This window comes from Tardiphaga sp. GW821-FHT12E02 (genome assembly GCF_058807155.1).
Genome location: NZ_JBXAQK010000001.1, coordinates 1,732,833 through 1,755,051 on the forward strand (window position 1 = coordinate 1,732,833; position 22,219 = coordinate 1,755,051).

The following is a 22,219-nucleotide window of genomic DNA, read 5'->3' on the forward strand; positions in this document are numbered from 1 at the left end:
CGGCCGGGCGATGACAACAGAGTTTGTTGCTGCGCGATCTTTTCGAGGCCATCGTGGACACACTGAAAGTCAGAGACGCCGCCGACGTCGAGCAAGCCGTGCGTGCGGCCATTGCCAGCGAGCAACCGCTCGAAATCATCGGCCACGGCTCCAAGCGCAGCATCGGTCAACCGATCGCGACCAATGCGTTGCTCGATCTGTCCGCGCTCAATGCCGTCACATCCTACGAGCCGAACGAACTCATCCTCACCGTGCAGGCGGGCGCCCCATTCGCCGATGTGCTGTCACTGCTCGATACCAAGAACCAGCAATTCTCCTTCGAACCGATGAACACGTCGCGCCTGCTGGGCACGCCCGATGTCGGCACTGTCGGCGGGACCATCTCGGCCGGCCTCGCCGGTCCACGGCGTATCCAGGCCGGCGGCGCGCGCGATCATCTGCTTGGCGTGCATGCGGTGTCCGGCTTCGGCGAAAGCTTCAAGGCCGGCGGTCGCGTGGTGAAGAATGTCACCGGCTATGACGTCTGCAAGCTGATCACCGGCGCCTGGGGCACGCTCGCCGTCATGACCGAAGTGACGCTCAAGGTGATGCCGCGCGCGGAGGCCGAGCGCACGCTGATCCTGCGCGGGCTCGATGACATCGCGGCCAACAGGACGATGACCGCGGCACTTGGTTCGCCCTATGACATCTCCGGCGCCGCGCATCTGCCGGGCTCGGCCCTGCGCACCGTGCAGGGGCCGCTCGGCGAGATCGCGGCCGAGGATCAGTCGGCAACGCTGATCCGTCTCGAAGGCATCACCGCATCGGCATCCAGCCGTGCGGCGTCGCTGAGCACGCTGCTGCAGTCCTATGGCACAGCCGAGATCATCGAGGACAGCCAGTCTTCGGCACTCTGGGCCGACATCCGCGACGTCGTCCCCTTCGCTGCCAGCGGTCCGCGCGCCATGTGGCCGGTGTGGCGGATCGTCTGTCCGCCGGCCTCGGGCGGCAAGCTCGGGCAGGAGATCGCCAAACGCTCGCAGGGCGAGGTGGTCTATGACTGGGGCGGCGGCCTGATCTGGGCGGCGCTGCCGCCATCGGCCGACGCGCAGGCAGCGCAGCTGCGAAAACTCGTCGATGCCGCCGGTGGCCATGCGACGCTGATCCGCGCGTCCGAAGACATCCGCCGCGCCATCGATGTGTTTCATCCGCTGGCACCCGGCGTCGCCGCCCTCGGCGACCGCGTGCGCAAGAGCTTCGATCCAAAAAGCATTCTCAATCGCGGCCGGATGGCGCGGAGTTTCTCGACATGAAAACCGAATTCTCGCCGACCCAGCTGGCCGATCCCGATATCGCGGAGGCCGACAAGATCCTGCGCAAATGCGTGCATTGCGGTTTCTGCACGGCCACGTGCCCGACCTATGTGCTGCTCGGCGACGAGCTCGATAGTCCGCGCGGCCGCATCTATCTGATCAAGGAGATGCTGGAGAAGGACCAGAAGCCGACCCAAGAGGTGGTGAAACATATCGACCGCTGCCTGTCGTGCCTGGCCTGCATGACCACCTGTCCGTCCGGCGTGAACTACATGCATCTGGTCGATCAGGCGCGGGTCAAGATCGAGAAGGACTATGTGCGGCCGCTGCCCGAGCGGCTGCTGCGCGACGTGCTGGCCTTCGTGCTGCCGCGCCCGGCGCTGTTCCGTCTCAGCATGACGGCGGCCCGGCTGGCGCGCCCGCTCGCGGCGCTGCTGCCATCCACGCAAAACCAACCCAGCCCGAACATCTTCAGCCGCGTAAAGGCGATGCTGACCATGGCGCCGGCGCAATTGCCGCCGCCTGGCCCCGCCGGCGGCAGCGTATTCCCGGCCATCGGTCCCCGCCGTGCCCGCGTGGCACTGCTGCAGGGCTGCGCCCAGCAGGTATTGGCACCACGCATCAACGATGCCGCGATCCGGCTTTTGACCCGGCACGGCGTCGAGGTCGTGCTGGTGCGGGACGAACAATGCTGCGGTGCCCTGACGCATCATCTCGGGCGCGATGGCGATGCGCTGGCGCGGGCCAAAGCCAATATCGGCGTCTGGCTCGGCGAGGCCGATCGCGGCGGGCTCGATGCGATCCTGGTCACGGCGTCCGGTTGCGGAACCGTCATCAAGGACTACGGCTACATGCTGCGCGAGGATGCGGAATTCGCAGCCCCTGCCGCCAAAGTGTCATCGCTGGCCAAGGATATCAGCGAGTATGTGACAGCGCTCGACCTGCCGATACCTGAGCAGCAAAGCAATCTCGTCGTCGCCTATCACTCGGCCTGTTCGCTGCAGCATGGGCAAAAAATCACACAGGCCCCCAAAGAATTGCTTTCCAAGAATGGATTCGTGGTGAAAGATATCCCGGAGAGCCATTTGTGTTGCGGTTCGGCGGGGACTTACAATCTGCTCCAGCCTGATATCGCGAGCCGTTTGCGTGACCGGAAGGTCGCCAACATCGCGAGCATCAAGCCGGATGTCATCGCTGCCGGCAACATCGGCTGCATGGTCCAGATCGCCGGCGGGACGGATGTCCCGGTCGTACACACGATTGAGCTTCTCGATTGGGCGACGGGCGGTCCCAGGCCAGGATTGAACTGATCGATCCAATCCGACGAGAGATGGTTGTTGCGGACGCATCGCGCCCGTATCCGCTCGCGTTGATATCATTTGGTCTATGGCCCCGCCTGGCGCGGAGACGTGAACGCCGATCCTGATGGGTCGGTGGCAACAGGAGCACCACGATGGCTAAAGACAAGAAACCGAAGAAGGACAAGAAAGACAAAAAGAAGCTGAAAAAGCTCAAGCAGGCTGAGACGGCTGCGAAGAAGGTAGCCAAGAAGGCGTCGAAGAAGACCGCCAAGAAAGCTGCAAAGAAGGCGGCTCCCAAGAAATCCGTGACGAAGGCCGCTAAGAAAGCGCCGAAGAAAGCCGCCAAGAAGGTCGCGAAAAAGGCTGCCAAGAAGGCCGTGAAGAAGGCGGCTGCGAAAGCGCCGGCCAAGAAAACAGCCAAGAAAACGGTCAAGAAAGCTGCGCCGAAGAAGGCCGCCAAAACTCCGGTTGCGAAGACACCGGTAGCCAAGGCGCCTGTCGCCAAAGCGCCAGCCAAGAAGGCGCCGGTGAAGAAGGCCCCGAAGGCCAAGGTTACCGTCTCGAACGAATTGCTGACGAGTGCGGCGATCGCGCCGGTCGTGCTGGACGCTCCGGCGCCCGCAGCATTGCCGCCGAAGCCGCCGCGCAAGCCGCGCGCGCCGAAGCCGAAGGCCGAGCCGAAGCCGCTGGCACCGCAGCTGCCGCTTGCGGAAGACAGCAGCCCGAGCTGGACGCTGCCGAGCCCATCGCCGGCGTCCGAGCCGGAGCCCGATCCGGTGGAAGGACATTCGTCCGGCGAGACCCCTGCGGTCGAGTCCCCCGATCAGGACGAACCGAAGTAACGCTGGACCTTTAGGTCCGTGACAACAAAAGGCCGCAGCTCCGTCTGCGGCCTTTCTGGTTTTCGTGGCTCTAGGGTTTGACTGACACAGATGGAAAGCGAGCAACGACGCGCAGACACCTCTCCCCCGGTGCGAAGCTTTGCTTCGCTAGAGGGGAGAGGTCGCGCGCTTTTGCGCGCGGGTGAGGGGGCTCTTTGCTCTGGAGTGCGTGGCTCCCCTCACCCGCTCCGGCTTCGCCGGATCGACCTCTCCCCGGCGGGGAGAGGTGTCCGCGCGTCGCTGCTCAGTTCTATCGTCGTGGATCCAGCTCTATCCATCCACAATCCGCGTGTCCGCGATCGTCTCGGCAAATCCGCGGCCGAACAGGCCGGCGGGCGTCTGAAAGCCCGAGCGAGCGTCCCCGGCGAGGACGCGCCGAGCCGCCTCCGCAGCTGCGATGGCCGTAAACGTATAGCCGTTCACGGTGTCGAGCACCGAGCGCGTGATCGCGCCATCGGCGCCCACCACCTCGACAGCCGCCTGATATCGGTTGGCCGCACGCTCTTCCGCAGAGGGCCCATCGGGCAGGGCGGAAAGCGCGCCTTGCGGAAAGGCATTTCCGGAGACGTGGACGAAGCTCTCGACGTCGGGAATGGCAAGCGTGTGTCCGATCGTTATGAGATCGGGCAGGGTCACCGGGAAACAGGGCACGGCTCCCTGACCGTTGCCGAAATCGAAGAGCCGCGTGTCACCCGATGTCCGTTCGGACAGTTGATCTCCGATCCTGACCAATGTCTTCGTCGTGACGTTCTCGCTCGCACTGACCGCGGAGCCGCGTGACATTCCCCCGGTGACATGGAGTGCGATGCTCACCTTGCGCGGATGCCTGACACGGGCGCCGGCGTGGCTGGCGAGGCAGCCCAGCATCGCGACGCTTCCGCCGCTGCCTGGAAGCAGCATGACGCCGGCGGATGTCGCAGCTTCGTGCAGGCTCTCGGCCAGCTGATAGCTGTCCAGCTCCGCTGCGATGTCGAGATAGTGCACGCCGTTGCGGATCGCCGCCTGCATCAGCGGCCGGGCCGTTCGTGGAAACGGGCCGGCGCAGTTCAGGACGACCGCAACATCCGCAAGTGCCGCATCGATGACCGTGTCGTCATCGAGGGCGAACGTCCTGAATTCGGCATCAAGCCGATGCGCAAGTGCGGCGAGAGGTCCGGCGGAACGGCCTGCTACAATCAGTGGCAGCCTGCTTTGCCGGGCGTGCTCTGCCGCCATGCGCCCGGTGTAGCCGGTCGCGCCATAGATCATCACTTTCGTCATGGTTGGTGCTGCCAGTCCTTGTAGACGAATTCGAGACTATGCCCGTCGGGGTCGCTCACCTGGGCTGCGTAGTAGCGGGAGTCGTAATGAAGCTGGGCGCCGGGCGGATGGATCTCCGTGGCACCGGCAGCGAGCGCAGCCGCATGGGCGGCACGCACCATCGCTTCGGAACTGGCGACGAAGCCGACATGCACCGAGCCTTGCGAAGATGGGCCGGAGCGAAGCCAGAAGAACATGCGGCCATGGGCACCGAATCCCTTCAGGTCGGGGTGTCCGGGCGGACCGTCCTTGCCGTCGTAATCCACGCGCTGCGTGATCCCGAGCGGCGCGAGTATGCGCGTGTAGAAAGCGATCGATCGCGCGATATCGCCGACCGTGAGAAAGATGTGGTCCAGCATGTTGCCTCTCCTCAGATGATGTAGCCGCCGGCGACTTCGATGTTCTGCGCGTTGATCCAGCGATTGTCGTCGGACAGCAGGCTGGCGATCATGCAGCCGACATCGTCGGGTTCGCCGACGCGTCCGAGCGCGGTCTGGCCGGCCAGCATGGCCTCGAATTCGTCATTGAGGCCGCCGCCCAGTTCGGTCCTGATGGCGCCCGGTGCAATCGAATTTGCGCGGATGCGGCGGTCGCCGAACTCCTTGGCGAAATAGCGCGTCAGCACTTCGAGGCCGCCCTTGAAGGACGCATAGGGGGCAACGCCAGCCGTTGCGACGCGGCTCGTGGCGCTGGTCACATTGATGACATGACCGCCATCGGCCATCACCGGCAACAGGGCCTGGGTGAGAAAGAACGGGCCCTTGAGGTGGACCTTGAACAGGCCGTCGAACTGCTCTTCCGTGACGGTCTGGATCGGGCCGTAGATGCCATAGCCGGCATTATTGACCAGGAAGTCGAAATCACTGCGGCCCCAATTGGTCATCAGGGTCGCGCGAACCTCCTCCGCAAAGGCTGCAAAGCTTCCGCTGTCACCGACATCGAGCTTCAGCGCGACGGCCTTGCCACCCGTGCCCGCGATGGCGCTCACGATGTCGGCCGCGGCTGCGGGATTGTTGTTATAGGTGATGATGACGCCCATGCCGCGCCTGGCGCATTGGATGGCGGTGCTGGCTCCGAGACCGCGGCTGCCCCCGGTGATGATGACGATGCTCATGTTGTCTCTCCGTGACTGGATGATCATGAGTAGCCATGGACGCCGCGGGACCGCGCGCTCGATCCTCTCCCAATCTTGCCTATTCCTGCTTTGCGGTTGAGGTGCACGCGGGTGCGTGAAACAGTGGCGGGATGGAAGACCAACTGCGAAAACTGAGACAGCTGGCCGCGCGCGCCGAGAATCGACGCACCGACACCGGTGTTCCGCGCGTCGCCATGGTGCAGGGAGCGATTCCGGAACATCAGCTCGCAGCCGTCTACGAGCCCATGGTGAACCTGATCCTGACCGGATCGAAGACGATGTCGGTGGGAGACCGCACGTTCCGATACGATCCGGCGACCTATTTTGTCATGTCGGTCGATCTTCCCGCAGTGGGCGCCGTGCATTCCTCGGAGGCCGGCGATCCCTATCTCGCGATCAGCCTCACGCTGCAGCCGACGATCGTCGCCAATCTCCTGGCCGATCTGCCCAAACCTGCCGGAGGCGATCTGGACAGTTCCGGATTCTCGGTCGCGCCGGTGACGCCCGAACTGCTCGATGCGTGGCTACGCATGCTGCAGCTGATGGACCGGCCGGGGGAAATTCCCGCTCTCGCGCCGGCCTATGAGCGCGAGGTCCTGTTCCGCGTGCTGCAGGGGCCGCTCGGCTGGATGCTGCGCGATATCGCGACCCCGGATACGACGCTCTCCCGTGTCAACGTGGCGATCCAGTGGATCCGGGAGAATTTTGCCAGGCCGCTTCGCGTCGAGGCGCTGGCGGATATGGCGGCGCTCAGCGTCTCGACATTCCATCGTCACTTCAAGGCCGTGACGGCATTGAGCCCGTTGCAGTACCAGAAGCATGTGCGGCTGTTGCATGCGCGCACCCTGCTGATCGCCGGCGAGGGCAACGCGACGTCGATTGCGTTCGGTGTCGGCTACGAAAGCCCGACCCAATTCAGCCGTGAATATGCCCGCCAGTTCGGGCTGCCGCCGTCGAAGGACGCTGCGCGCATCAGGCACGCGTGAGTGCCCCTCCGTCCGCGACTCGATTCGGAAGAGGATTTCGATCGAGCAGCCAGATACCGAATTTTGGATCGGCTCGGGGCGGCTGCGGGAAAATGTCATTCCGCCCTGCGGTTGAAAACTACCTGGAAACCCTCAAAAAGCGTGCTGGTTTTGCAACACCGCGCTACAACCGCTCACGGAAACGTGCAATCGCCCAAATAGGCGGCATTTGCTCGTTTTTTCTCCTTCACCGTGTACCGCTTACGTCTCAAAGTTGCGTCAGGTTTACGGATTTCGCGGTTTCGCCGTCTTGTCGACACGAAGCTGCTCGGTTTCATAAGTGATGGGGAATGTCATGAAGAAGGTAATTGTTGCCGCTTCCGCGGTTATGGCGATGGGGATGACCACCGCTTCGGCAGCTGATCTGGGCGCCAAGATGTACAAGAAGGCGCCGCCGATCGTGGCTGCCTATGATCCCTGGGATGTCGCCTTCGGCGCCTCGATCACCAACAACTACCTGTTCCGCGGCGTGTCGCAGTCGAACAACAAGCCGTCGGTGACCGCTTACTTCGAGCCGCGCTTCAACGTGAACAAGGACCTGCAGCTCTACATCGGTACCTCGGCCTCGAGCATCTCCTTCACCAACCGCGCCGCTCTCGAAATCGACGGCTACTTCGGTATCCGCCCGACCTTCGGCGCGGCCGCCTTCGACTTCGGCTTCTGGTACTACGGTTATCCCGGCGGCGAGTGCATCGACGGCGTGGTCGGCGGCGGTGGCGTTTGCCCGGTCGGCTCGAATGCCGTTGGTCCGGCCTTCAACGTCATGAAGCGCGACGTGTCGTTCTACGAAGGCTATGCCAAGTTCAACTACACCTTCAACGACTACTTCACGATGGGCGTGTCGGACAACTACTCGCCGAACTTCCTGAACACCGGCGCATGGGGCAACTACGCTGCCGTGACCGCCAAGGCGATCGCGCCGAGCACCTGGTTCGGTTCGTCGGGCGTCGGCATGTACGCGTCGGGTGAGTTCGGTCGTCAGTGGCTGGGCACCTCGGATGCCTTCTACGGCACCGGCTTCACCAATCCGGGCTTCGCTGGTCCGTTCCCGGGCGGCATCAAGTATGCCGACTACAACACCTGGAACATCGGCATCGGCTTCACCTACAAGGTCTTCACCCTCGACCTGCGCTACTCGGACACCAACCTGTCCAAGGGTGATTGCAACGCCTTCACCTCGGACTTCACTGCTTCGGGCACCACCAACATCACCGCGATCAATCCGGGCGGCGCTGGTTCCAGCTGGTGCGGCGCGACCGGCATCGTCAAGCTGTCGGCTGACCTGACCGCGATGCAGAACCTGAAGTAAATCTTTCCGACCATCGGTTGGATGCGAACGGGCAGCGAGCAATCGCTGCCCGTTTTTCTTGGCGCAGATCTGCCCTCTCATTGCCGCCATTGCCGGGGAAGGTCAGACCTGCAACACCCCCGTGCAATGAAAACGCGCCGCTATCTCGCTCATTTCGGCCTGCGCTCCCGCCTCGCGCGCAAGCGCTGGACTCGCCACATGCTGTTCCTGGCGGGAGGGATTTGTGTCGGCCTCGCCGCCATCGCGATGGCCTGGCTTGCCGACCATGCCCAGCATCTGTTCGGCACATTGCTGATGCGATGGCCCTATGCCGGCCTGTTCGTGTCACCGATCGGCTTCGGCATCTGCATGTGGCTGGCCATCGCGGTCTTTCCCAACGCACAGGGCTCCGGCATACCGCAGGTCATCGCGGCCTTGCGGCTGCCGCAGCAGCGCCGCGGACCGCTGGTTTCGCTGCGCGTCGCCCTCGGCAAGGTCGTGGTCATGTCGCTCGGCCTGCTTTTCGGCGCCTCGACCGGGCGCGAGGGACCGACCGTCCAGGTCGGCGGCGCCATCATGGCAGCGCTGGGTCGCTTCGCGCCCTATCGCCAGCCGGGCTTCCTGCTCGCGGGATCTGCAGCCGGTGTCGCGGCGGCGTTCAACACACCGCTCGCGGGCATTGTTTTCGCCATCGAGGAGCTCAGCCGTTCCTTCGAGATGCGCAGCCTGAGTCTTGTCATCGGCGCCATCGTTGCCGCCGGCCTGACCTCATTCGCGCTGCTTGGCGAGTATCACTATTTCGGCTCGCCGTCCGCCGTGTTGCCGCTCGGTGCGGCGTGGGTCGTGGTGCCGGTCTGTGCGATCCTTTGCGGTGTGCTCGGCGGCGTCTTCAGTCGCATTCTGATCCGCTTCGCGCTGGGACTTCCCGGCCGCTTCGGCCGCGCCATCAAGACGCATCCGGTCATCTTCGCAGCCGCCTGCGGTCTCGGCGTCGCGCTATGCGGTCTGGCCAGCGGCATCCATGTCTACGGCACCGGTTATGAGCAAGCACGCGCCATCATCGATGACGGTCCGGCTGCCGTGGCCCATGGTTTTGGTGCCTGGAAATATGCGGCCACGATGCTGTCGGCGATCTCCGGCATACCCGGCGGCATCTTCGCGCCATCGCTGGCGATTGGCGCAGGTATCGCGTCGGATCTGGCGCCTCTGCTTCCACCGGTGCCGCTCGATGCGCTCGTTCTGATCGGCATGGTCTCGTATCTGACCGGCGTGGTGCGCGCGCCGATCACCGCTTTCGTCATCACATCGGAAATGACCAACAACCACGCCATGGTCATTCCGTTGATGGCTGCAGCGCTGATCGCCAACGGGGCATCGCAGCTTGTGCTCAGCGAGGGCCTCTATCATGCCCTCGCCAGGATTACGCTGGCGCGCTTTGCCGTCGATGAACCAAAGCCGTCCTAGCTGGTCGCCTCGGTCAGCGCGAAGCTCTCGCCGGCCTTCGCCAGCGTCACGTTGCGCTGATGGAATGCGTGCAGCGTGCCGCGATGGCCGATGGAGATCACCGTCGTATCCGGCAGCCGCGCTTCGATCAGCTGATACAGCGCCGCCTCCGATGGCTCGTCGAGCGAGGCGGTCGCTTCATCCAGGAACAGATAGTCCGGCCGGTGCAGCAATGCGCGGGCGACGCCGAGGCGTTGCTGCTCGCCGAGCGACAGCATCCGGTTCCAGTGCGCGTCCTCATCGAGCCGCCCGGCCAGCGCCGGCAGCCCGACAGCCGTGATCGCCTCGGTCATCGCTGCAGCATCGAACGCGTCATGCTGGCCGGGATAGGCGATCGCGTCTTGCAATGTCCCGACCGGGAAATACGGCCGCTGCGGCAGCATCATCAGCGACGCATCGGCGGGCAGGGCGACCTCGCCCTTGCCGAACGGCCAGATCCCCGCAATGGCGCGGAACAGCGTCGACTTGCCCGCACCCGACGGCCCCGTCAGCAGCGTGCGCTCACCCTTGCGGAAGCTGAAGCCTGCCGTCTGCAGCAAGGGCGCGCCGTTCGGCAGCGCCACGGTGAGATCGGACAGCGCAATGGTGCCATCGGCGCTCGCCGCCGTGTGGATGATATCAGGCTTGGTCACGAGCGCCTGGCCATTGGCGATCGCCTGCTCGAACCCGTCGAGACGCGCCACCACCGACTGCCATTCCGCCAGCGTGCGATAGGCGGTGACGAAAAACGACATCGCCTCCTGCACGCTGCTGAAGGCCGACGACGTCTGCGTCACGCTGCCAAGCTGCACCTTGCCGGCAAAGTAAGCCGGCCCGATCATGATATAGGGAAACAGCACCGCAGCCTGATTGTAGCTGCCGGTGAAAGCCGTGAGCTTCTTGGTGCGGTTCATCAGGTCGAGATAGTTGCGCACCACCAGCCCGAAGCGCGCCGACAGCCGTTGATGCTCCGCAGGCTCGCCCTTCAGCAGCGCGATCTGCTCGCCATTCTCGCGCGTGCGCACGAGGTTGAAGCGGAAGTCTGCCTCGAAGCGCTGCTGGCGAAAATTCAGCCCGACCAGCGGCCAGCCGATCAGATGCGTCAGCAAGGTGCCGACGATCGCATAGATCAGCGCGGCCCAGATCAGGTAGCCGGGAATGTTGAGGTCGATGCCGAACAGATGCAGCGGCGCTGCTGCCGACAGACCCCACAGGATCACCACAAAGGATCCGATGGTCACCACCGAACTGAGCAGGCCGACGCCGAGTGCCAGCGTCTGATCCACGAACAGCTGCGCATCTTCCTCGATGCGCTGGTCGGGATTGTCCGCAGTCTCGCCCTGCAATTGCATGCGATAGTGGTTGGCATTGGCGAGCCAGCCGGTGAGATAGTGTTCGGTCAGCCAGCGCCGCCAGCGGATGCGCAGCCACTGGTTCAAATAGAGCTGATACACCTGCACGACGACGGACATCGTCGCCAGCACGGCGAAGTAACCGAGCAGGTAGGTGAATGATGAGAGATCGCGCTCCTGCAGCGCGTTGAAGAAATCGCTGTTCCAGCGGTTCACCAGCACGGTGATGGCGACATAGCCGAGCTCCAGCGCAATCACCGCCGCCAGCAGGCCGCGCCCCGCCCATTTGTCCTCGGAATTGAAATAGGGCAGCGCGATCCGCCAGACGGCTTTGAGGGTGGAGCGGATATTGTTCACAGCAGATCTCCGGGAGAGGGGCGCTAAGCCCTTGAGGCGAGAGAAGTTTGAAGCGTTTAGACGAAAGTCGCTGACAAGATGACGTGCGACGCCTTGTCGCGAAACTGTGATTCACCCTAGCATGCGGTAAATGGGGGTGGAGGCTGCCGGCTGTCGCCCGATGCTGTCGGCTTTGGCCGATCACAGCCACCCCCGCAAGTGAACAATCAGCAAGTTGCCGATCCCTGCGGGGGGCGGTCGCACCACACGCTGCTAACAAGAACAACAGGGGAAACGGCCATGTGGAATCAGGTCTACAATCCATTCAACAATGCGACGCTGTCGACGCTGGTCGCCGCCATTCCCGTGGTCATCCTGCTGGTGCTGATCGCCACCAACAAGGTGAAGGCGCATATCGCCGCCGTCATCGCCTTGGTGCTGGCCAATCTCGTCGCGATCTATGCCTTCACGATGCCCGCCAATATGTCGATCCGCGCCTCGGCGCTCGGCATCGTCACCGGCTTCTTCCCGATCGGCTGGATCGTCCTCAACGTCATCTTCATGTATCGGCTCACCGTCGATAGCGGCCGCTTCGAGATCCTGCAGCGCGCCATTGGCGGTGTCACCAATGACCGCCGCCTGCAGATCCTGCTCATCGCCTTCTCGTTTGGTGCCTTCTTCGAAGGCGCCTCGGGCTTCGGCACACCCGTTGCCGTCACCGGCGCCGTGCTGATCGGTCTCGGCTTCTCGCCGCTGGCCGCCTCCGGCCTGTCGCTGATCGCGAACACCGCGCCCGTGGCTTACGGCGCATTGGGCACGCCGATCCAGGGCCTCGCCACCGTCACCGGTTTCGATCCGTTCATCCTCGGCGCCATGGTCGGCCGTCAGTTGCCGGTGTTCTCGATGATCGTGCCGTTCTGGGTGGTGTGGGCCTTTGCAGGCTGGAAGGGCATGAAGGAAGTCTGGCCGGCGATCCTGATTACTGCGTTGTCCTTCGCGATCCCGCAATTCGTGATCTCGAACTACATCAATCCCTGGATCGTCGATATCGGCGCCTCGCTGATCTCCATGGCCGCACTGATCCTGTTCCTGAAGGTCTGGCAACCGAAGACGATCTGGACCTCGGCGAAACTGCGCCAGCGCGACGACAGCGCCGCCACCGCACCGCCGGCCAAACCGTTCGACACCACGCCGCTCACCTCGGCGCAGGTCTGGAGCGCGCTGACGCCATGGATCATCCTCTGCGTCATCCTGCTGATCTGGGGCACCAACTGGTTCAAGGGGATCGTCAATCCGATCTTCACCTGGAATTATCCGGTGCCCGAGCTGCACAACATGATCAACAAGGTGCCCCCGGTGGCGGCCAAGCCGACGCCGGAAGGTGCCGTGTTCGCCTTCACCTATGTGTCCTTCACCGGCACCGGCATGCTGCTCGCCGCCATCATTTCCGGCTTCGTGATGGGCTTCTCGCCGATCAAGATGATCAAGGAATATGGCAGCACCATCAAGCTCTGCGCCTATTCGCTGATCACCATCTCGGCGATGCTGGCCATCGGCACGCTGACGCGCCTGTCCGGCGTCGATGCCACGCTCGGTCTCGCTTTCGCCGCCACCGGCGTGCTTTATCCGTTCTTCGGCACATTGCTCGGCTGGCTCGGCGTCGCGCTGACCGGTTCGGACACCGCATCGAATGTGCTGTTCGGCAATCTGCAGAAGATCACGTCGGAGCAGCTCGGTCTCAACCCGATCCTGATGAGCGCTGCAAACTCGTCCGGCGGCGTGATGGGCAAGATGATCGACGCGCAGTCCATCGTGGTGGCGTCCACCGCGACCAACTGGTTCGGCCACGAAGGCTCGATCCTGCGCTTCGTGTTCTGGCACTCCATCGTGCTGGCCTGCATGGTCGGCGGCTTCGTGATGCTGCAGGCCTACGTCTATCCGTTCACCGAAATGGTGATCGCCGCGCCGAAGTAGTTCTCAACCTCTCCCCGTTCTTTACGGGGAGAGGTCGCCGCGTCTTCGCGGCGGGTGAGGGGCATGGCACGCGCGTGCCTCATGCGCGCGCCATCGAATCTCTCCGATAAACTCTCAGAGCTTCCGACGTTCGTCGATCCGAGAGCTGTGTGCTCGGCACTTGCCGCGTGCCATGCCCCTCACCCGATCCGGCTTCGCTGCGCTTCGCCAGATCGACCTCTCCCCGCAAAAGAGCGGGGAGAGGTTAAGACCGCCGCGATTTTCTTCACCCCGCCACATTGTGTCCCGACCTTTCTGGTCAAGTCCCGCCGCCTCGCCTAGAACGCGCGAGGGCCGCTGACATCCATCCACGCCGGGACCTCACATGATTTCCAAGACGACATCTTTGCGCGCTTTCATGGCTGGCGCAGCACTCCTCATTTCGCTGCCGGCGCACGCCGCCGATGATTTTCCGTTCGGGATGGAAATGACGCTGGATGCGCAGCGCATGCCGGGTAACAAGCGCATCCCCAATCTCGAAATCGGCGATGCCGGCGAGGCGATGGTGGAGCTGTGGTGCAAGGGCGGGAAGGGGCAGTTCTCGATCGCCGGCAACACCGTGGTGTTCGTGCCGGGCGTGATGGCGACCCGCAGCTGCACCGATGCGCAGGTGGCGCTGGACGATCAGCTGCTGGCGGATCTCGGCGCGGCCACCAACTGGCAGCGCCGCGGGGATACGGTGACGTTCATCGGGCCGAAGTCGCTGCGGTTTCGGTTGAATACGAATTGAGAGGCATTCACATTCTGTCGTCGCCCGGCTTGACCGGGCGATCCAGTAGACACCATCAGTCGTGATTGAACAGATCCGTCGCCGTGTACTGGATCACCCGCTCCAAGCGCGCAATTGCGCGCCAGGGCGGGTGATGACAACGGAGAGTGTATCTCACTTCCACCCCGTCTTCTCCGCATCCCAGCGCTGCGCCTTGAATTCCGCCGCCACGGCCGCCACCGCGCCATTGTCGTCGCGCGGGTCGCTCTCTTCATCCGTGGCCGGCGTTTCCGCCAGTGCCAGCTTCGCGCCCGAGGCTTCATCCACCGTCGTCACCGACGGTGTCGAGATCCACAGAATGAGCTTGTCGGTCGTGCCCGGTTTGTCCGGCGACACCACGGCGCTGACCTCCACATTCTCCGTCAGCTCCAGCGCCGGCATCACCTGGCTCGGGCGCTTGAAGGTGAGCTTCAGCTTGCCGGTCTCGTCATCCCACGCGGTCGTGGCGACCTTTGCCGACATCGCCTTGGCGAGCACGGCAGACAGTGCATTCGCGACCTTGCTGCGATCGATCTTGTCGCCGCTCTTCCAGTCCGTCGCCGCAAAGCGCACGGTGCGCTCCATGTCGATGGCGCCTGCCGTCCAGCCGACAGTGACGACGCCGGGATAGGCCTTCGCCTTGGCCACGAAGTCCGCCGCGCGTTCCGGATCGACCGCGAGATTGATCACCTGTTCGCCGGCGCGCAGCGCGTCGCAGCTCACCGACAGGCTCGACAGGGAGACCTCGACATTCTGCCCGCGCAGCGAGCGCACGAAATCGAGCGCGGCTTCCAGCTTGATCTTCACCGCGATGGATTCCGGCGAGACTTCGCTGAAATCTTTTGGCGCGGCGGCGATGCTCTCATCGCTGCCCTGGTTCTCCTGGAATTCCTTCTCGCTCTGGTCGGCATTGTCCGCCGAGGTCAGGCTGGTGGTGGTCTGGCCGACGATCACCTGGCCCTTGAATTCGAATGTGTCGCCGGTGGGCCGGCGATTGATCTTCACGGTCACCGGCAGCTTGTCGATCTGCGTCTGCGTCGCGCCGGAAAGCGTCGTGCCGCTCACGGTGAGATTGGCAACGAAGCGATCCTTGCGGTCGCTGCCCTTCTCGGCGGGATAGCAGACATCCAGCGTTGCCGCGGTCACCGTCTTGCCCTGCCGCGTTTCCTTCAGGATCACGTCGGCATTGCCATCCATGAGGCCGTCGATGGAGGTGAAGTAGCGAATCTCGGGGCCGGCTGCCTGCGCTTTCGGCGCGGCCTTCATTTGCGCAGTGGCGACATTGATGGTGGCAACGGAGGCCGTTGCTGCGAGGCCGAGCAGGCCGAGGGAAAGCGCGCGCATGGAAATGCCTTTGGACGTGTCTGGAAACAGTGACGCGGAAGAATGATTCCGATCACCGGAGAATAGGCGCGGATTGAATCAGAACTATGCCAAAGGGGGAAGAGCCAGGATCGATGCTCTGTCTTCACCTCTCCCCGCCGGGGAGAGGTCGCCGCGCCTTCGCGGCGGGTGAGGGGGCTTCCACAAGCGGCGTCACCTGTGGCTCCCCCTCACCCGAAATCTGCGCTGCGCTCCGATTTCGACCTCTCCCCGGTGGGGAGAGGTGAAGCAAGCAAAGCAAAAAAGAAGGCCGCCCGGAGGCGGCCTTCGATGTCTTGGTGATGTCGGTGAGCGCCGGGCTTAGAAGCCCATGCCGCCCATACCGCCCATGCCACCCATACCGCCGCCGGCCGGCATCGCCGGGGCTGCTTCCTTCGGCAGCTCGGCGACCATGGCTTCGGTGGTGACGAGGAGGCCGGCAACCGAGGCGGCGTCCTGCAGTGCAGTGCGCACCACTTTGGCCGGATCGATGATGCCCTTGGCGACCATGTCGACATAGGTTTCGTTCTGGGCGTCGAAGCCGAAGGTCTCGGACTTCTCTTCCAGGATCTTGCCGACCACGATCGAGCCTTCAACACCGGCATTCTCGGCGATCTGGCGGATCGGAGCTTCCAGCGCCTTGAGCACGATGTTGATGCCGGCCTGCACGTCTGCGTTTGCATTCGTGATCTTGCCGACGGCCTTCTTGGCGCGCAGCAGAGCGGTGCCGCCGCCGGGGACGATGCCTTCCTGAACGGCCGCGCGCGTTGCGTTCAGCGCGTCATCCACGCGGTCCTTCTTTTCCTTCACTTCGACTTCGGTCGCGCCGCCGACCTTGATGATGGCAACGCCACCCGCAAGCTTGGCCAGACGCTCCTGCAGCTTCTCGCGGTCGTAGTCCGAGGTGGTTTCCTCGATCTGCGCCTTGATCTGGCCGACGCGGGCTTCGATCGCCGGCTTCTTGCCAGCGCCGCCGACGATGGTGGTGTTTTCCTTGTCGATCACGACCTTCTTGGCGCGGCCGAGCATGGCGAGCGTCACGCTCTCCAGCTTCATGCCGAGATCTTCCGACACCAGCTGGCCGCTGGTCAGGATCGCGATGTCTTCCAGCATGGCCTTGCGGCGGTCGCCGAAGCCCGGCGCCTTGACGGCCGCAACCTTGAGGCCGCCGCGGAGACGGTTCACGACGAGGGTGGCGAGGGCTTCGCCTTCGACGTCTTCCGAGATGATCAGCAGCGGCTTGGTCGACTGCACCACGGCTTCGAGCACCGGGAGCATCGCCTGCAGGCTGGAGACCTTCTTCTCGACCAGGAGAATGTAGGCATCCTCGAGCTCGGCGGTCATCTTCTCGGCATTGGTCACGAAGTAGGGCGACAGGTAGCCGCGATCGAACTTCATGCCTTCGACGATGTCGACTTCGGTCTCGAGCGACTTGTTCTCTTCGACGGTGATGACGCCTTCATTGCCGACCTTCTGCATCGCCTGGGCGATCATCTTGCCGATGGCGGCATCGCCATTGGCCGAGATGGTGCCGACCTGCGCGACTTCAGCCGAGGAGGCGACCGGCTTGGCGCGCTTCTCGATATCCTTGATGACGGCGGCGACGGCGATATCGATGCCGCGCTTCAGGTCCATCGGGTTCATGCCGGCGGCAACCGACTTCGCGCCTTCACGCACGATCGCCTGGGCGAGCACGGTGGAGGTGGTGGTGCCGTCGCCGGCATTGTCATTGGTCTTCGAGGCGACTTCGCGCAGCATCTGCGCGCCCATGTTCTCGAACTTGTCCTCGAGCTCGATCTCCTTGGCGACGGTGACGCCGTCCTTGGTGATGCGCGGGGCGCCGAACGACTTCTCGATCACGACATTGCGGCCCTTCGGACCGAGCGTGACCTTGACGGCGTTGGCGAGGATGTCGACGCCGCGCAGCATGCGGTCGCGTGCGTCGCCGGCGAATTTAACGTCTTTGGCTGCCATGTGAGATGACTCCTGAATGGGGAAACTGGAAGGTTGCGCTCTCACTGTCGTCGCCCGGCTTGACCGGGCGATCCAGTACACGGCGCCGCTGCGGTTCAATCACCGGCGACAGTGTCTACTGGACCACCCGCTTTCGCGGGTGGTGACAATCAGAGAGTGGGGAAAGTGAGCCTCAGCCCACCACGCCCATGATGTCCGACTCCTTCATGATGAGGAGTTCTTCGCCGTCGAGCTTGATCTCGGTGCCCGACCACTTGCCGAACAGGACCTTGTCGCCAACCTTGATGTCGATCGGGATCAGCTTGCCGGCTTCGTCGCGGCCGCCCGGGCCGACGGCGGTGACGAGACCCTCGGAGGGCTTTTCCTTGGCGCTGTCCGGGATGATGATGCCACCCTTGGACTTTTCTTCAGCGGTGATGCGCTTGACGACGACGCGGTCGTGCAGCGGGCGGAACTTGGTCTTGGCCATAGGGAAATCCTCTGGTTGGTTGTAGTGTACACGGCCTTGGCGAGGGCGCCTTAGCAATCCCGCGCCGAGAGTGCTAATCAGGCGGCTCGGAAATATGGCCGAACGCCGGATGAGTCAAGCAAGGCCCGCATCGGCCTCAGGCCTTAAGCCTCTGGCGAATAAAGAGGGTTAAGGCCTTGGTGAGGCCAATATGCAATGGTCTGGAAACCATGTCGGCATTACGCCGTAATGACAGTGCGGTCCGGTGAGATCGCTGTTTTGACAGGTATTTTACGCTTCGCTGCTTGGGACGGGCAGTCGGGGATGTTGTTCAGGGGATGATATGATCAAGTCACGCACCACCCGCCCGGTCGCCAAGCTGGCGGCCATTGCCGCCATGGCCCTGATGCTGGGTGCCTGTTCCACCGGCGGAGGCATGGGTGGCGGGTTTGGCGGCATGTTCGGCAGTTCGGAACCGCCGCCGCCGGCAGAACCCCCGCCGGCACCGGAACTGCCGGCCTCGATCCGCTCCGAGGAGATCGTCGGCCGCTGGGGCCTCGCCTCCTACATGAACCCGAACGACCGCGTCCGCACCGAAAACGCCGCCCGCGGCCAGTGCAAGAATCCCTATATCATCGGCGCCGGCGCCTCCGGCGGCGTCATGATGCATCTCGCCGACGAAGCCACCCCGCAGGAACTGCGCCTCAAGGGCTCGCCCAGCGGCAAGAACTATATCGGCCCGCCCGGTCCCGCCGCCGGTCCGCAGGACCGCGAGATCGTCTCCTTCGATGGCCGCATCCTGGTGACCAAGTTCATCGACAAGGATGCCGCCGTTCGTTACGGCAACATGGTCTATGTCCGCTGCGCGCCGCGGGCGTAAGCGCAGGATGTAGGATGGGTTGAGCGCAGCGATACCCATCACCACATGCGCCCGTCGTGATGGGTATCGCTGCGCTCAACCCATCCTACGAATGCCGCGCCCATTCATGGCGTCAACGCAAAACGCCGGGCCCTGGGCCCGGCGTTTTTTGTTTCGGCTCCGCGCCCTTAATTGAACAGCGCGTCGATATCGTCCTGCGAGGCGTGGCCGACATCGCCGTCGAGCTTCGGGCCGTTGAGCAGCTTGTCGTCGTCGCTGCGGTCATCGACCTTCGGCGGCGCATGCGCCTTGATCTCGTCGACGCCACCCCAGATGTCCATCATCGCGGTGATGCGATTTTCGATGAACTTCATGGTGGTCATCACCTTGCTGATGCGCTGGCCGGTGAGATCCTGGAAGTTACAGGCCTCGAAGATCGACACGACATTGTCGCTGATCTCTTCCAGCAGCTGCTTCTGCTGCTCGGGCGAATTCACCTTGCCGGCGGCCGCCGCGGCATTGTCGATGGCTTCGGCCGCAGCCAGGATCTGCTGGGTGGCTTCCTCGGTGCCGCCGACGACCGCGCCGAGTTCGCCATTGACCTTGGCCATTTCGTCGCCATCGAAGCTCTTGCCATGCAGGACAGCAATTTCCTGCTTGGTGCGGGTGATGGCGTCGTGGATCAGGTCGAGCTCGATCTTCAGCTTCTCGCACTGCTCGATCTGCGCGCGATAGGTCGCGAGCAAAGCCTGTGCTTCTTCGATCTGTTTCTGTGCGGCAGCGCCGACTTCTTCCGTCACGGCATTATGTCCCGATGCAGCGGCGGGGGCTGCCATCTGTGCGCGGATGGCGCGCAGTTCGGTCATGATTTCGCGATGCATCGGCATCGGCTCACCACCGTCATTCTCAGCAACGGGTGAAGGCGTGCCGAATACTTCTTCAATACGAAATCGCTTGCGACGAACAGACATCATGTCCCCCAACTCAACAAATATTCCAACTGTCTTATATCAACGAGTTTTAACGCGGAGTTCACGCGGAACATCTGGTTGTGTAGTTCGGATCACCGCGCGCGAACCACTGATTAACCATGGCCGCCCGGCATTCATGCAAAAGTAACGCTACGGACGAGAACCGCTGCCATTGGCGACGTGGTGAATCCAAACGGCGATTCCGTTTACCAAAGCGAGGCGATTTTAACCTTAACTCGCCGCGTGACAGGCGCCGCTCCGGTGAGGGCGCACGACGAAACAGTAAGAGTACGTCGATGTTCAGACAGTTGACCTGCGCGTTCCTCGCGAGCGCATCCTTTGTCGTTGTGAATGCAACTCCCGCGGCGGCGATCGATGCCGTCACGCCCTATGCCCAGCCCGAAGTCATCTATGGCGCGCCCGCACAGCGTCCTGCTCCGCAACGCGTCGCTTCGGCGCAGCGCGGCGGCAATATGGGCGGCGGCTTCATCGAATTCCTGTTCAGCGATGGCGCGCAAGGCTCGAACTATGGCCCGAGCTATCGGCAGTCGGATGAGCGATCCTATGATCCGCGCCGCCGCATGCTGCCGCCGATGGAGCCCGAGCAGCGCGCTGCCTATCAGCGCGACGAGCCGATCGATCCCGCGCGTCCGGCGATGGATCCGAAATTTCTGCCGCAGACCGTGGCCTATGACGGCAAGGAAGGCGCCGGCACCATCGTCGTCGATACGTCGAACAAGTTTCTCTATCTGGTGCAGGATGGCGGCAAGGCGATGCGCTACGGCATCGGCGTCGGCCGTCCCGGCTTCACCTGGCAGGGCGTGAAGACGATCACGGCCAAGAAGGAATGGCCGTCATGGACGCCGCCCAAGGAAATGCTGGCGCGCCGTCCGGACCTGCCGCGCTTCATGGAAGGCGGCGAGTCCAATCCGCTCGGGGCGCGTGCGATGTATCTGGGCTCGACGCTGTATCGCATCCATGGCTCGAACGAGCCGTGGACCATCGGCACCAACGTGTCGTCGGGCTGTTTCCGGATGCGGAACGAGGACGTGATCGATCTGTATGGCCGCGTGAATGTCGGCGCGAAAGTCGTGGTGATCTGAGGATAGACGCAAAAGGCTCCATCGTCCCATCTCCCGCTTGCGGGAGAGGGGCGCATATGAGCGCGTATGCGGATAATGCTCGGCCTGCATGGTTCGAGACGCCCGCTTTGCGGGCTCCTCACCATGAGGGTCTTCTACAGAGCTACACTCAACCCTCATCCTGAGGAGCGGCCTTCTTGGGCCGCGTCTCGAAGGATGGCCACAGGCTGCTCACGAAATCACATGCGCTAGCGCTGCCCGCAAAGAGCGGGCAGAGCCGCCTCACGCATAATCGCCGTCGTCCGAATCCATATCCATGTCGTCATAGTCGTTGCCATTGTCGGCATACTGGTCATGACCGGAATACTGGTCGCCGTCATTCTGCGGCTGATCGAAATTGCCGGCGCCCTGTTTGTTCGACGAGCCGATATCGTTCAGCCCGGCCTGATTGGAGAGGCTGTCATTGGAAGATGAATTTGAATCGCCGCCCCACGGGCTCTTGCCGCCGGCATTGGCCGCATCGGTGAGGCCCTGCTGATGGTTGCCGCCCATCATGCCTTTGATGCTGTTGAGCAGCAGCGAACCGCCGACCACGCCGGCCGCAGCCGCCGCCGCGGTGCCGAGAAACGATCCGCCACCGCCGGCCTGCGGAGCCTGCTGGCCCATTGGCGGCTGGCCGTAGCCACCCTGCGCAGGGCCGCCCTGACCATAGCCACCCTGCTGGCCATAACCGCCCTGACCGTAACCACCCTGCGGCTGGCCGATCACCTGGCCCGTATTCCAGGCCGCACGGCTGGGCTCGCTCGGGCGTACATTCGGCACCGAGCCGCGCGGAGCATTGGGATTCTGGCCCTGCGGGGCGCCGCCAAACAGCGCATCGCGCATGGAATCCAGGAAGCCGCCCTGCGGCGCCTGATCGGGTGCGCCGCCATGCTCCAGTTCCTGGATACGGTCATGGGCGCGCTTCAGCGCCTCGTCCTGCAGCAGCACGGTCTGCACCAGCGCGTAAAGCGCATTGGGGGCCTTGCGCTGGCCCTGGGCAATGGCGTCCGCCGCGTCGGGATCACGTGGTCCGCCTTCGACCTTGCTGAGCCGGTCAAAGAGTTCGTCAACCAGTTGGCGTTCTTGCGGTGTCATGGCGTCCTCTGTCCTCGCGCACGCATCCTTGGGGTGCGTGGAGGATGTAATGACGCTTTGTGTCGGCAATAGTGCCCGCCGGATTAAATTTAGTTATGCGACTTTTCACCTCTCCCCGCTTGCGGGGAGAGGTCGCCGTTCACATGCGAAGCATGTGGGCGGCGGGTGAGGGGGACTCTCCGCGAACTCCGTCGCCAGAGGAGAGTCCCCCTCATCCGTCCCGGCTTCGCTGCG

The 22,219-nt window shown here is 63.5% G+C and carries 19 protein-coding genes; 10 read left to right on the plus strand and 9 right to left on the minus strand.

From position 1 onward, the window contains the following. The first annotated feature begins 53 nt into the window (after positions 1 to 53). The 3 genes from AC1RQ5_RS08165 (at position 54) to AC1RQ5_RS08175 (ending at position 3,435) form a co-directional block, all read left to right on the plus strand. Complete coding sequence (locus AC1RQ5_RS08165; protein ID WP_493198140.1) at positions 54 to 1,292, plus strand: FAD-binding protein; 1,239 nt, start codon at positions 54 to 56, stop codon at positions 1,290 to 1,292. After that, positions 1,289 to 2,602 (plus strand): glycolate oxidase subunit GlcF, encoded by a 1,314-nt coding sequence (gene glcF, locus AC1RQ5_RS08170; protein ID WP_493198142.1) that lies wholly within the window; start codon positions 1,289 to 1,291, stop codon positions 2,600 to 2,602. The genes AC1RQ5_RS08165 and glcF overlap by 4 nt, the downstream gene beginning before the upstream one ends. A 143-nt stretch (positions 2,603 to 2,745) precedes the next feature. Further along, positions 2,746 to 3,435 (plus strand): hypothetical protein, encoded by a 690-nt coding sequence (locus tag AC1RQ5_RS08175; protein ID WP_493198143.1) that lies wholly within the window; start codon positions 2,746 to 2,748, stop codon positions 3,433 to 3,435. Positions 3,436 to 3,744: 309 nt separating this feature from the next. Here AC1RQ5_RS08175 and AC1RQ5_RS08180 read toward each other — a convergent pair whose 3' ends face one another. Genes AC1RQ5_RS08180 through AC1RQ5_RS08190 form a run of 3 tightly spaced genes read right to left on the minus strand, consistent with a single transcriptional unit; the run spans position 3,745 to position 5,887 of the window. Continuing rightward, positions 3,745 to 4,734, minus strand: a complete 990-nt coding sequence (locus AC1RQ5_RS08180; RefSeq protein WP_493198145.1) for a saccharopine dehydrogenase family protein — start codon at positions 4,732 to 4,734, stop codon at positions 3,745 to 3,747. Then, the gene (locus tag AC1RQ5_RS08185) at positions 4,731 to 5,132 is read right to left on the minus strand and encodes a VOC family protein (protein ID WP_493198146.1); all 402 of its coding nucleotides are present in this window, start codon (positions 5,130 to 5,132) and stop codon (positions 4,731 to 4,733) included. Before AC1RQ5_RS08185 ends, AC1RQ5_RS08180 begins: the two co-directional genes overlap by 4 nt. An 11-nt stretch (positions 5,133 to 5,143) precedes the next feature. Further along, positions 5,144 to 5,887 carry an SDR family NAD(P)-dependent oxidoreductase gene (locus tag AC1RQ5_RS08190; protein ID WP_493198148.1) on the minus strand — a complete coding sequence of 248 codons (744 nt, stop codon included), beginning with the start codon at positions 5,885 to 5,887 and terminating at the stop codon, positions 5,144 to 5,146. 131 nt (positions 5,888 to 6,018) lie between these two features. Between AC1RQ5_RS08190 and AC1RQ5_RS08195 the strand changes: the two genes are divergently transcribed. The 3 genes from AC1RQ5_RS08195 to AC1RQ5_RS08205 all read left to right on the plus strand — a co-directional run bounded on the left by AC1RQ5_RS08195 (position 6,019) and on the right by AC1RQ5_RS08205 (position 9,685). Further along, complete coding sequence (locus tag AC1RQ5_RS08195) at positions 6,019 to 6,894, plus strand: AraC family transcriptional regulator (protein ID WP_493198150.1); 876 nt, start codon at positions 6,019 to 6,021, stop codon at positions 6,892 to 6,894. A gap of 334 nt (positions 6,895 to 7,228) precedes the next feature. After that, entirely contained in the window at positions 7,229 to 8,242 is a 1,014-nt protein-coding gene (locus tag AC1RQ5_RS08200; RefSeq protein ID WP_493198151.1) for a TorF family putative porin, read from the plus strand. 126 nt (positions 8,243 to 8,368) lie between these two features. After that, positions 8,369 to 9,685, plus strand: coding sequence for a chloride channel protein (locus AC1RQ5_RS08205; RefSeq protein ID WP_493198153.1), 1,317 nt, complete (start codon positions 8,369 to 8,371; stop codon positions 9,683 to 9,685). Here AC1RQ5_RS08205 and AC1RQ5_RS08210 read toward each other — a convergent pair. Next, the gene (locus tag AC1RQ5_RS08210) at positions 9,682 to 11,412 is read right to left on the minus strand and encodes an ABC transporter ATP-binding protein/permease (protein WP_493198155.1); all 1,731 of its coding nucleotides are present in this window, start codon (positions 11,410 to 11,412) and stop codon (positions 9,682 to 9,684) included. The genes AC1RQ5_RS08205 and AC1RQ5_RS08210 overlap by 4 nt on opposite strands. Positions 11,413 to 11,691: 279 nt before the next feature. On the opposite strand from AC1RQ5_RS08210, the gene AC1RQ5_RS08215 reads away from it, so the two are divergent. Further along, a complete protein-coding gene (locus AC1RQ5_RS08215) occupies positions 11,692 to 13,365 on the plus strand; it encodes an L-lactate permease (protein WP_398484472.1) in 1,674 nt (557 codons plus the stop codon). A 364-nt stretch (positions 13,366 to 13,729) separates the two neighbouring features. Beyond that, positions 13,730 to 14,134, plus strand: coding sequence for an META domain-containing protein (locus tag AC1RQ5_RS08220; protein WP_493198156.1), 405 nt, complete (start codon positions 13,730 to 13,732; stop codon positions 14,132 to 14,134). A 153-nt stretch (positions 14,135 to 14,287) separates the two neighbouring features. Here the strand turns inward: AC1RQ5_RS08220 and AC1RQ5_RS08225 are convergent, their stop codons facing one another. From AC1RQ5_RS08225 to AC1RQ5_RS08235, 3 genes are all read right to left on the minus strand, one after another. Further along, positions 14,288 to 15,496, minus strand: a complete 1,209-nt coding sequence (locus tag AC1RQ5_RS08225) for a hypothetical protein (RefSeq protein ID WP_493198158.1) — start codon at positions 15,494 to 15,496, stop codon at positions 14,288 to 14,290. Positions 15,497 to 15,835: 339 nt separating this feature from the next. Next, on the minus strand, positions 15,836 to 17,488 hold the full coding sequence (groL, locus tag AC1RQ5_RS08230) for a chaperonin GroEL (protein WP_493198159.1): 1,653 nt from the start codon (positions 17,486 to 17,488) through the stop codon (positions 15,836 to 15,838). 172 nt (positions 17,489 to 17,660) lie between these two features. Beyond that, positions 17,661 to 17,957 carry a co-chaperone GroES gene (locus tag AC1RQ5_RS08235; RefSeq protein WP_398484553.1) on the minus strand — a complete coding sequence of 99 codons (297 nt, stop codon included), beginning with the start codon at positions 17,955 to 17,957 and terminating at the stop codon, positions 17,661 to 17,663. 322 nt (positions 17,958 to 18,279) lie between these two features. Between AC1RQ5_RS08235 and AC1RQ5_RS08240 the strand changes: the two genes are divergently transcribed. Next, the gene (locus tag AC1RQ5_RS08240; protein WP_398484551.1) at positions 18,280 to 18,816 is read left to right on the plus strand and encodes a hypothetical protein; all 537 of its coding nucleotides are present in this window, start codon (positions 18,280 to 18,282) and stop codon (positions 18,814 to 18,816) included. 167 nt (positions 18,817 to 18,983) lie between these two features. On the opposite strand, the gene AC1RQ5_RS08245 is transcribed toward AC1RQ5_RS08240, so the two are convergent. Beyond that, positions 18,984 to 19,766 carry a protein phosphatase CheZ gene (locus AC1RQ5_RS08245; protein WP_398484557.1) on the minus strand — a complete coding sequence of 261 codons (783 nt, stop codon included), beginning with the start codon at positions 19,764 to 19,766 and terminating at the stop codon, positions 18,984 to 18,986. Between the two features lie 296 nt (positions 19,767 to 20,062). Here AC1RQ5_RS08245 and AC1RQ5_RS08250 point away from each other — a divergent pair, with 296 nt between their 5' ends. Beyond that, positions 20,063 to 20,869 carry a L,D-transpeptidase gene (locus AC1RQ5_RS08250; protein WP_493198160.1) on the plus strand — a complete coding sequence of 269 codons (807 nt, stop codon included), beginning with the start codon at positions 20,063 to 20,065 and terminating at the stop codon, positions 20,867 to 20,869. 261 nt (positions 20,870 to 21,130) lie between these two features. Here AC1RQ5_RS08250 and AC1RQ5_RS08255 read toward each other — a convergent pair whose 3' ends face one another. After that, on the minus strand, positions 21,131 to 21,985 hold the full coding sequence (locus AC1RQ5_RS08255; RefSeq protein ID WP_493198162.1) for a DUF2076 domain-containing protein: 855 nt from the start codon (positions 21,983 to 21,985) through the stop codon (positions 21,131 to 21,133). Between the last annotated feature and the right edge of the window lie 234 nt (positions 21,986 to 22,219).

Coding starts and splice junctions, on each gene's coding strand:
- glcF (WP_493198142.1), top strand. CDS start 1,289: ATGAAAACCGAATTCTCGCCGACCCAGCTGGCCGATCCCGATATCGCG.
- AC1RQ5_RS08175 (WP_493198143.1), top strand. CDS start 2,746: ATGGCTAAAGACAAGAAACCGAAGAAGGACAAGAAAGACAAAAAGAAG.
- AC1RQ5_RS08180 (WP_493198145.1), bottom strand. CDS start 4,734: ATGACGAAAGTGATGATCTATGGCGCGACCGGCTACACCGGGCGCATG.
- AC1RQ5_RS08185 (WP_493198146.1), bottom strand. CDS start 5,132: ATGCTGGACCACATCTTTCTCACGGTCGGCGATATCGCGCGATCGATC.
- AC1RQ5_RS08190 (WP_493198148.1), bottom strand. CDS start 5,887: ATGAGCATCGTCATCATCACCGGGGGCAGCCGCGGTCTCGGAGCCAGC.
- AC1RQ5_RS08195 (WP_493198150.1), top strand. CDS start 6,019: ATGGAAGACCAACTGCGAAAACTGAGACAGCTGGCCGCGCGCGCCGAG.
- AC1RQ5_RS08200 (WP_493198151.1), top strand. CDS start 7,229: ATGAAGAAGGTAATTGTTGCCGCTTCCGCGGTTATGGCGATGGGGATG.
- AC1RQ5_RS08205 (WP_493198153.1), top strand. CDS start 8,369: ATGAAAACGCGCCGCTATCTCGCTCATTTCGGCCTGCGCTCCCGCCTC.
- AC1RQ5_RS08215 (WP_398484472.1), top strand. CDS start 11,692: ATGTGGAATCAGGTCTACAATCCATTCAACAATGCGACGCTGTCGACG.
- AC1RQ5_RS08220 (WP_493198156.1), top strand. CDS start 13,730: ATGATTTCCAAGACGACATCTTTGCGCGCTTTCATGGCTGGCGCAGCA.
- AC1RQ5_RS08225 (WP_493198158.1), bottom strand. CDS start 15,496: ATGCGCGCGCTTTCCCTCGGCCTGCTCGGCCTCGCAGCAACGGCCTCC.
- groL (WP_493198159.1), bottom strand. CDS start 17,488: ATGGCAGCCAAAGACGTTAAATTCGCCGGCGACGCACGCGACCGCATG.
- AC1RQ5_RS08235 (WP_398484553.1), bottom strand. CDS start 17,957: ATGGCCAAGACCAAGTTCCGCCCGCTGCACGACCGCGTCGTCGTCAAG.
- AC1RQ5_RS08240 (WP_398484551.1), top strand. CDS start 18,280: ATGATCAAGTCACGCACCACCCGCCCGGTCGCCAAGCTGGCGGCCATT.
- AC1RQ5_RS08245 (WP_398484557.1), bottom strand. CDS start 19,766: ATGTCTGTTCGTCGCAAGCGATTTCGTATTGAAGAAGTATTCGGCACG.
- AC1RQ5_RS08250 (WP_493198160.1), top strand. CDS start 20,063: ATGTTCAGACAGTTGACCTGCGCGTTCCTCGCGAGCGCATCCTTTGTC.
- AC1RQ5_RS08255 (WP_493198162.1), bottom strand. CDS start 21,985: ATGACACCGCAAGAACGCCAACTGGTTGACGAACTCTTTGACCGGCTC.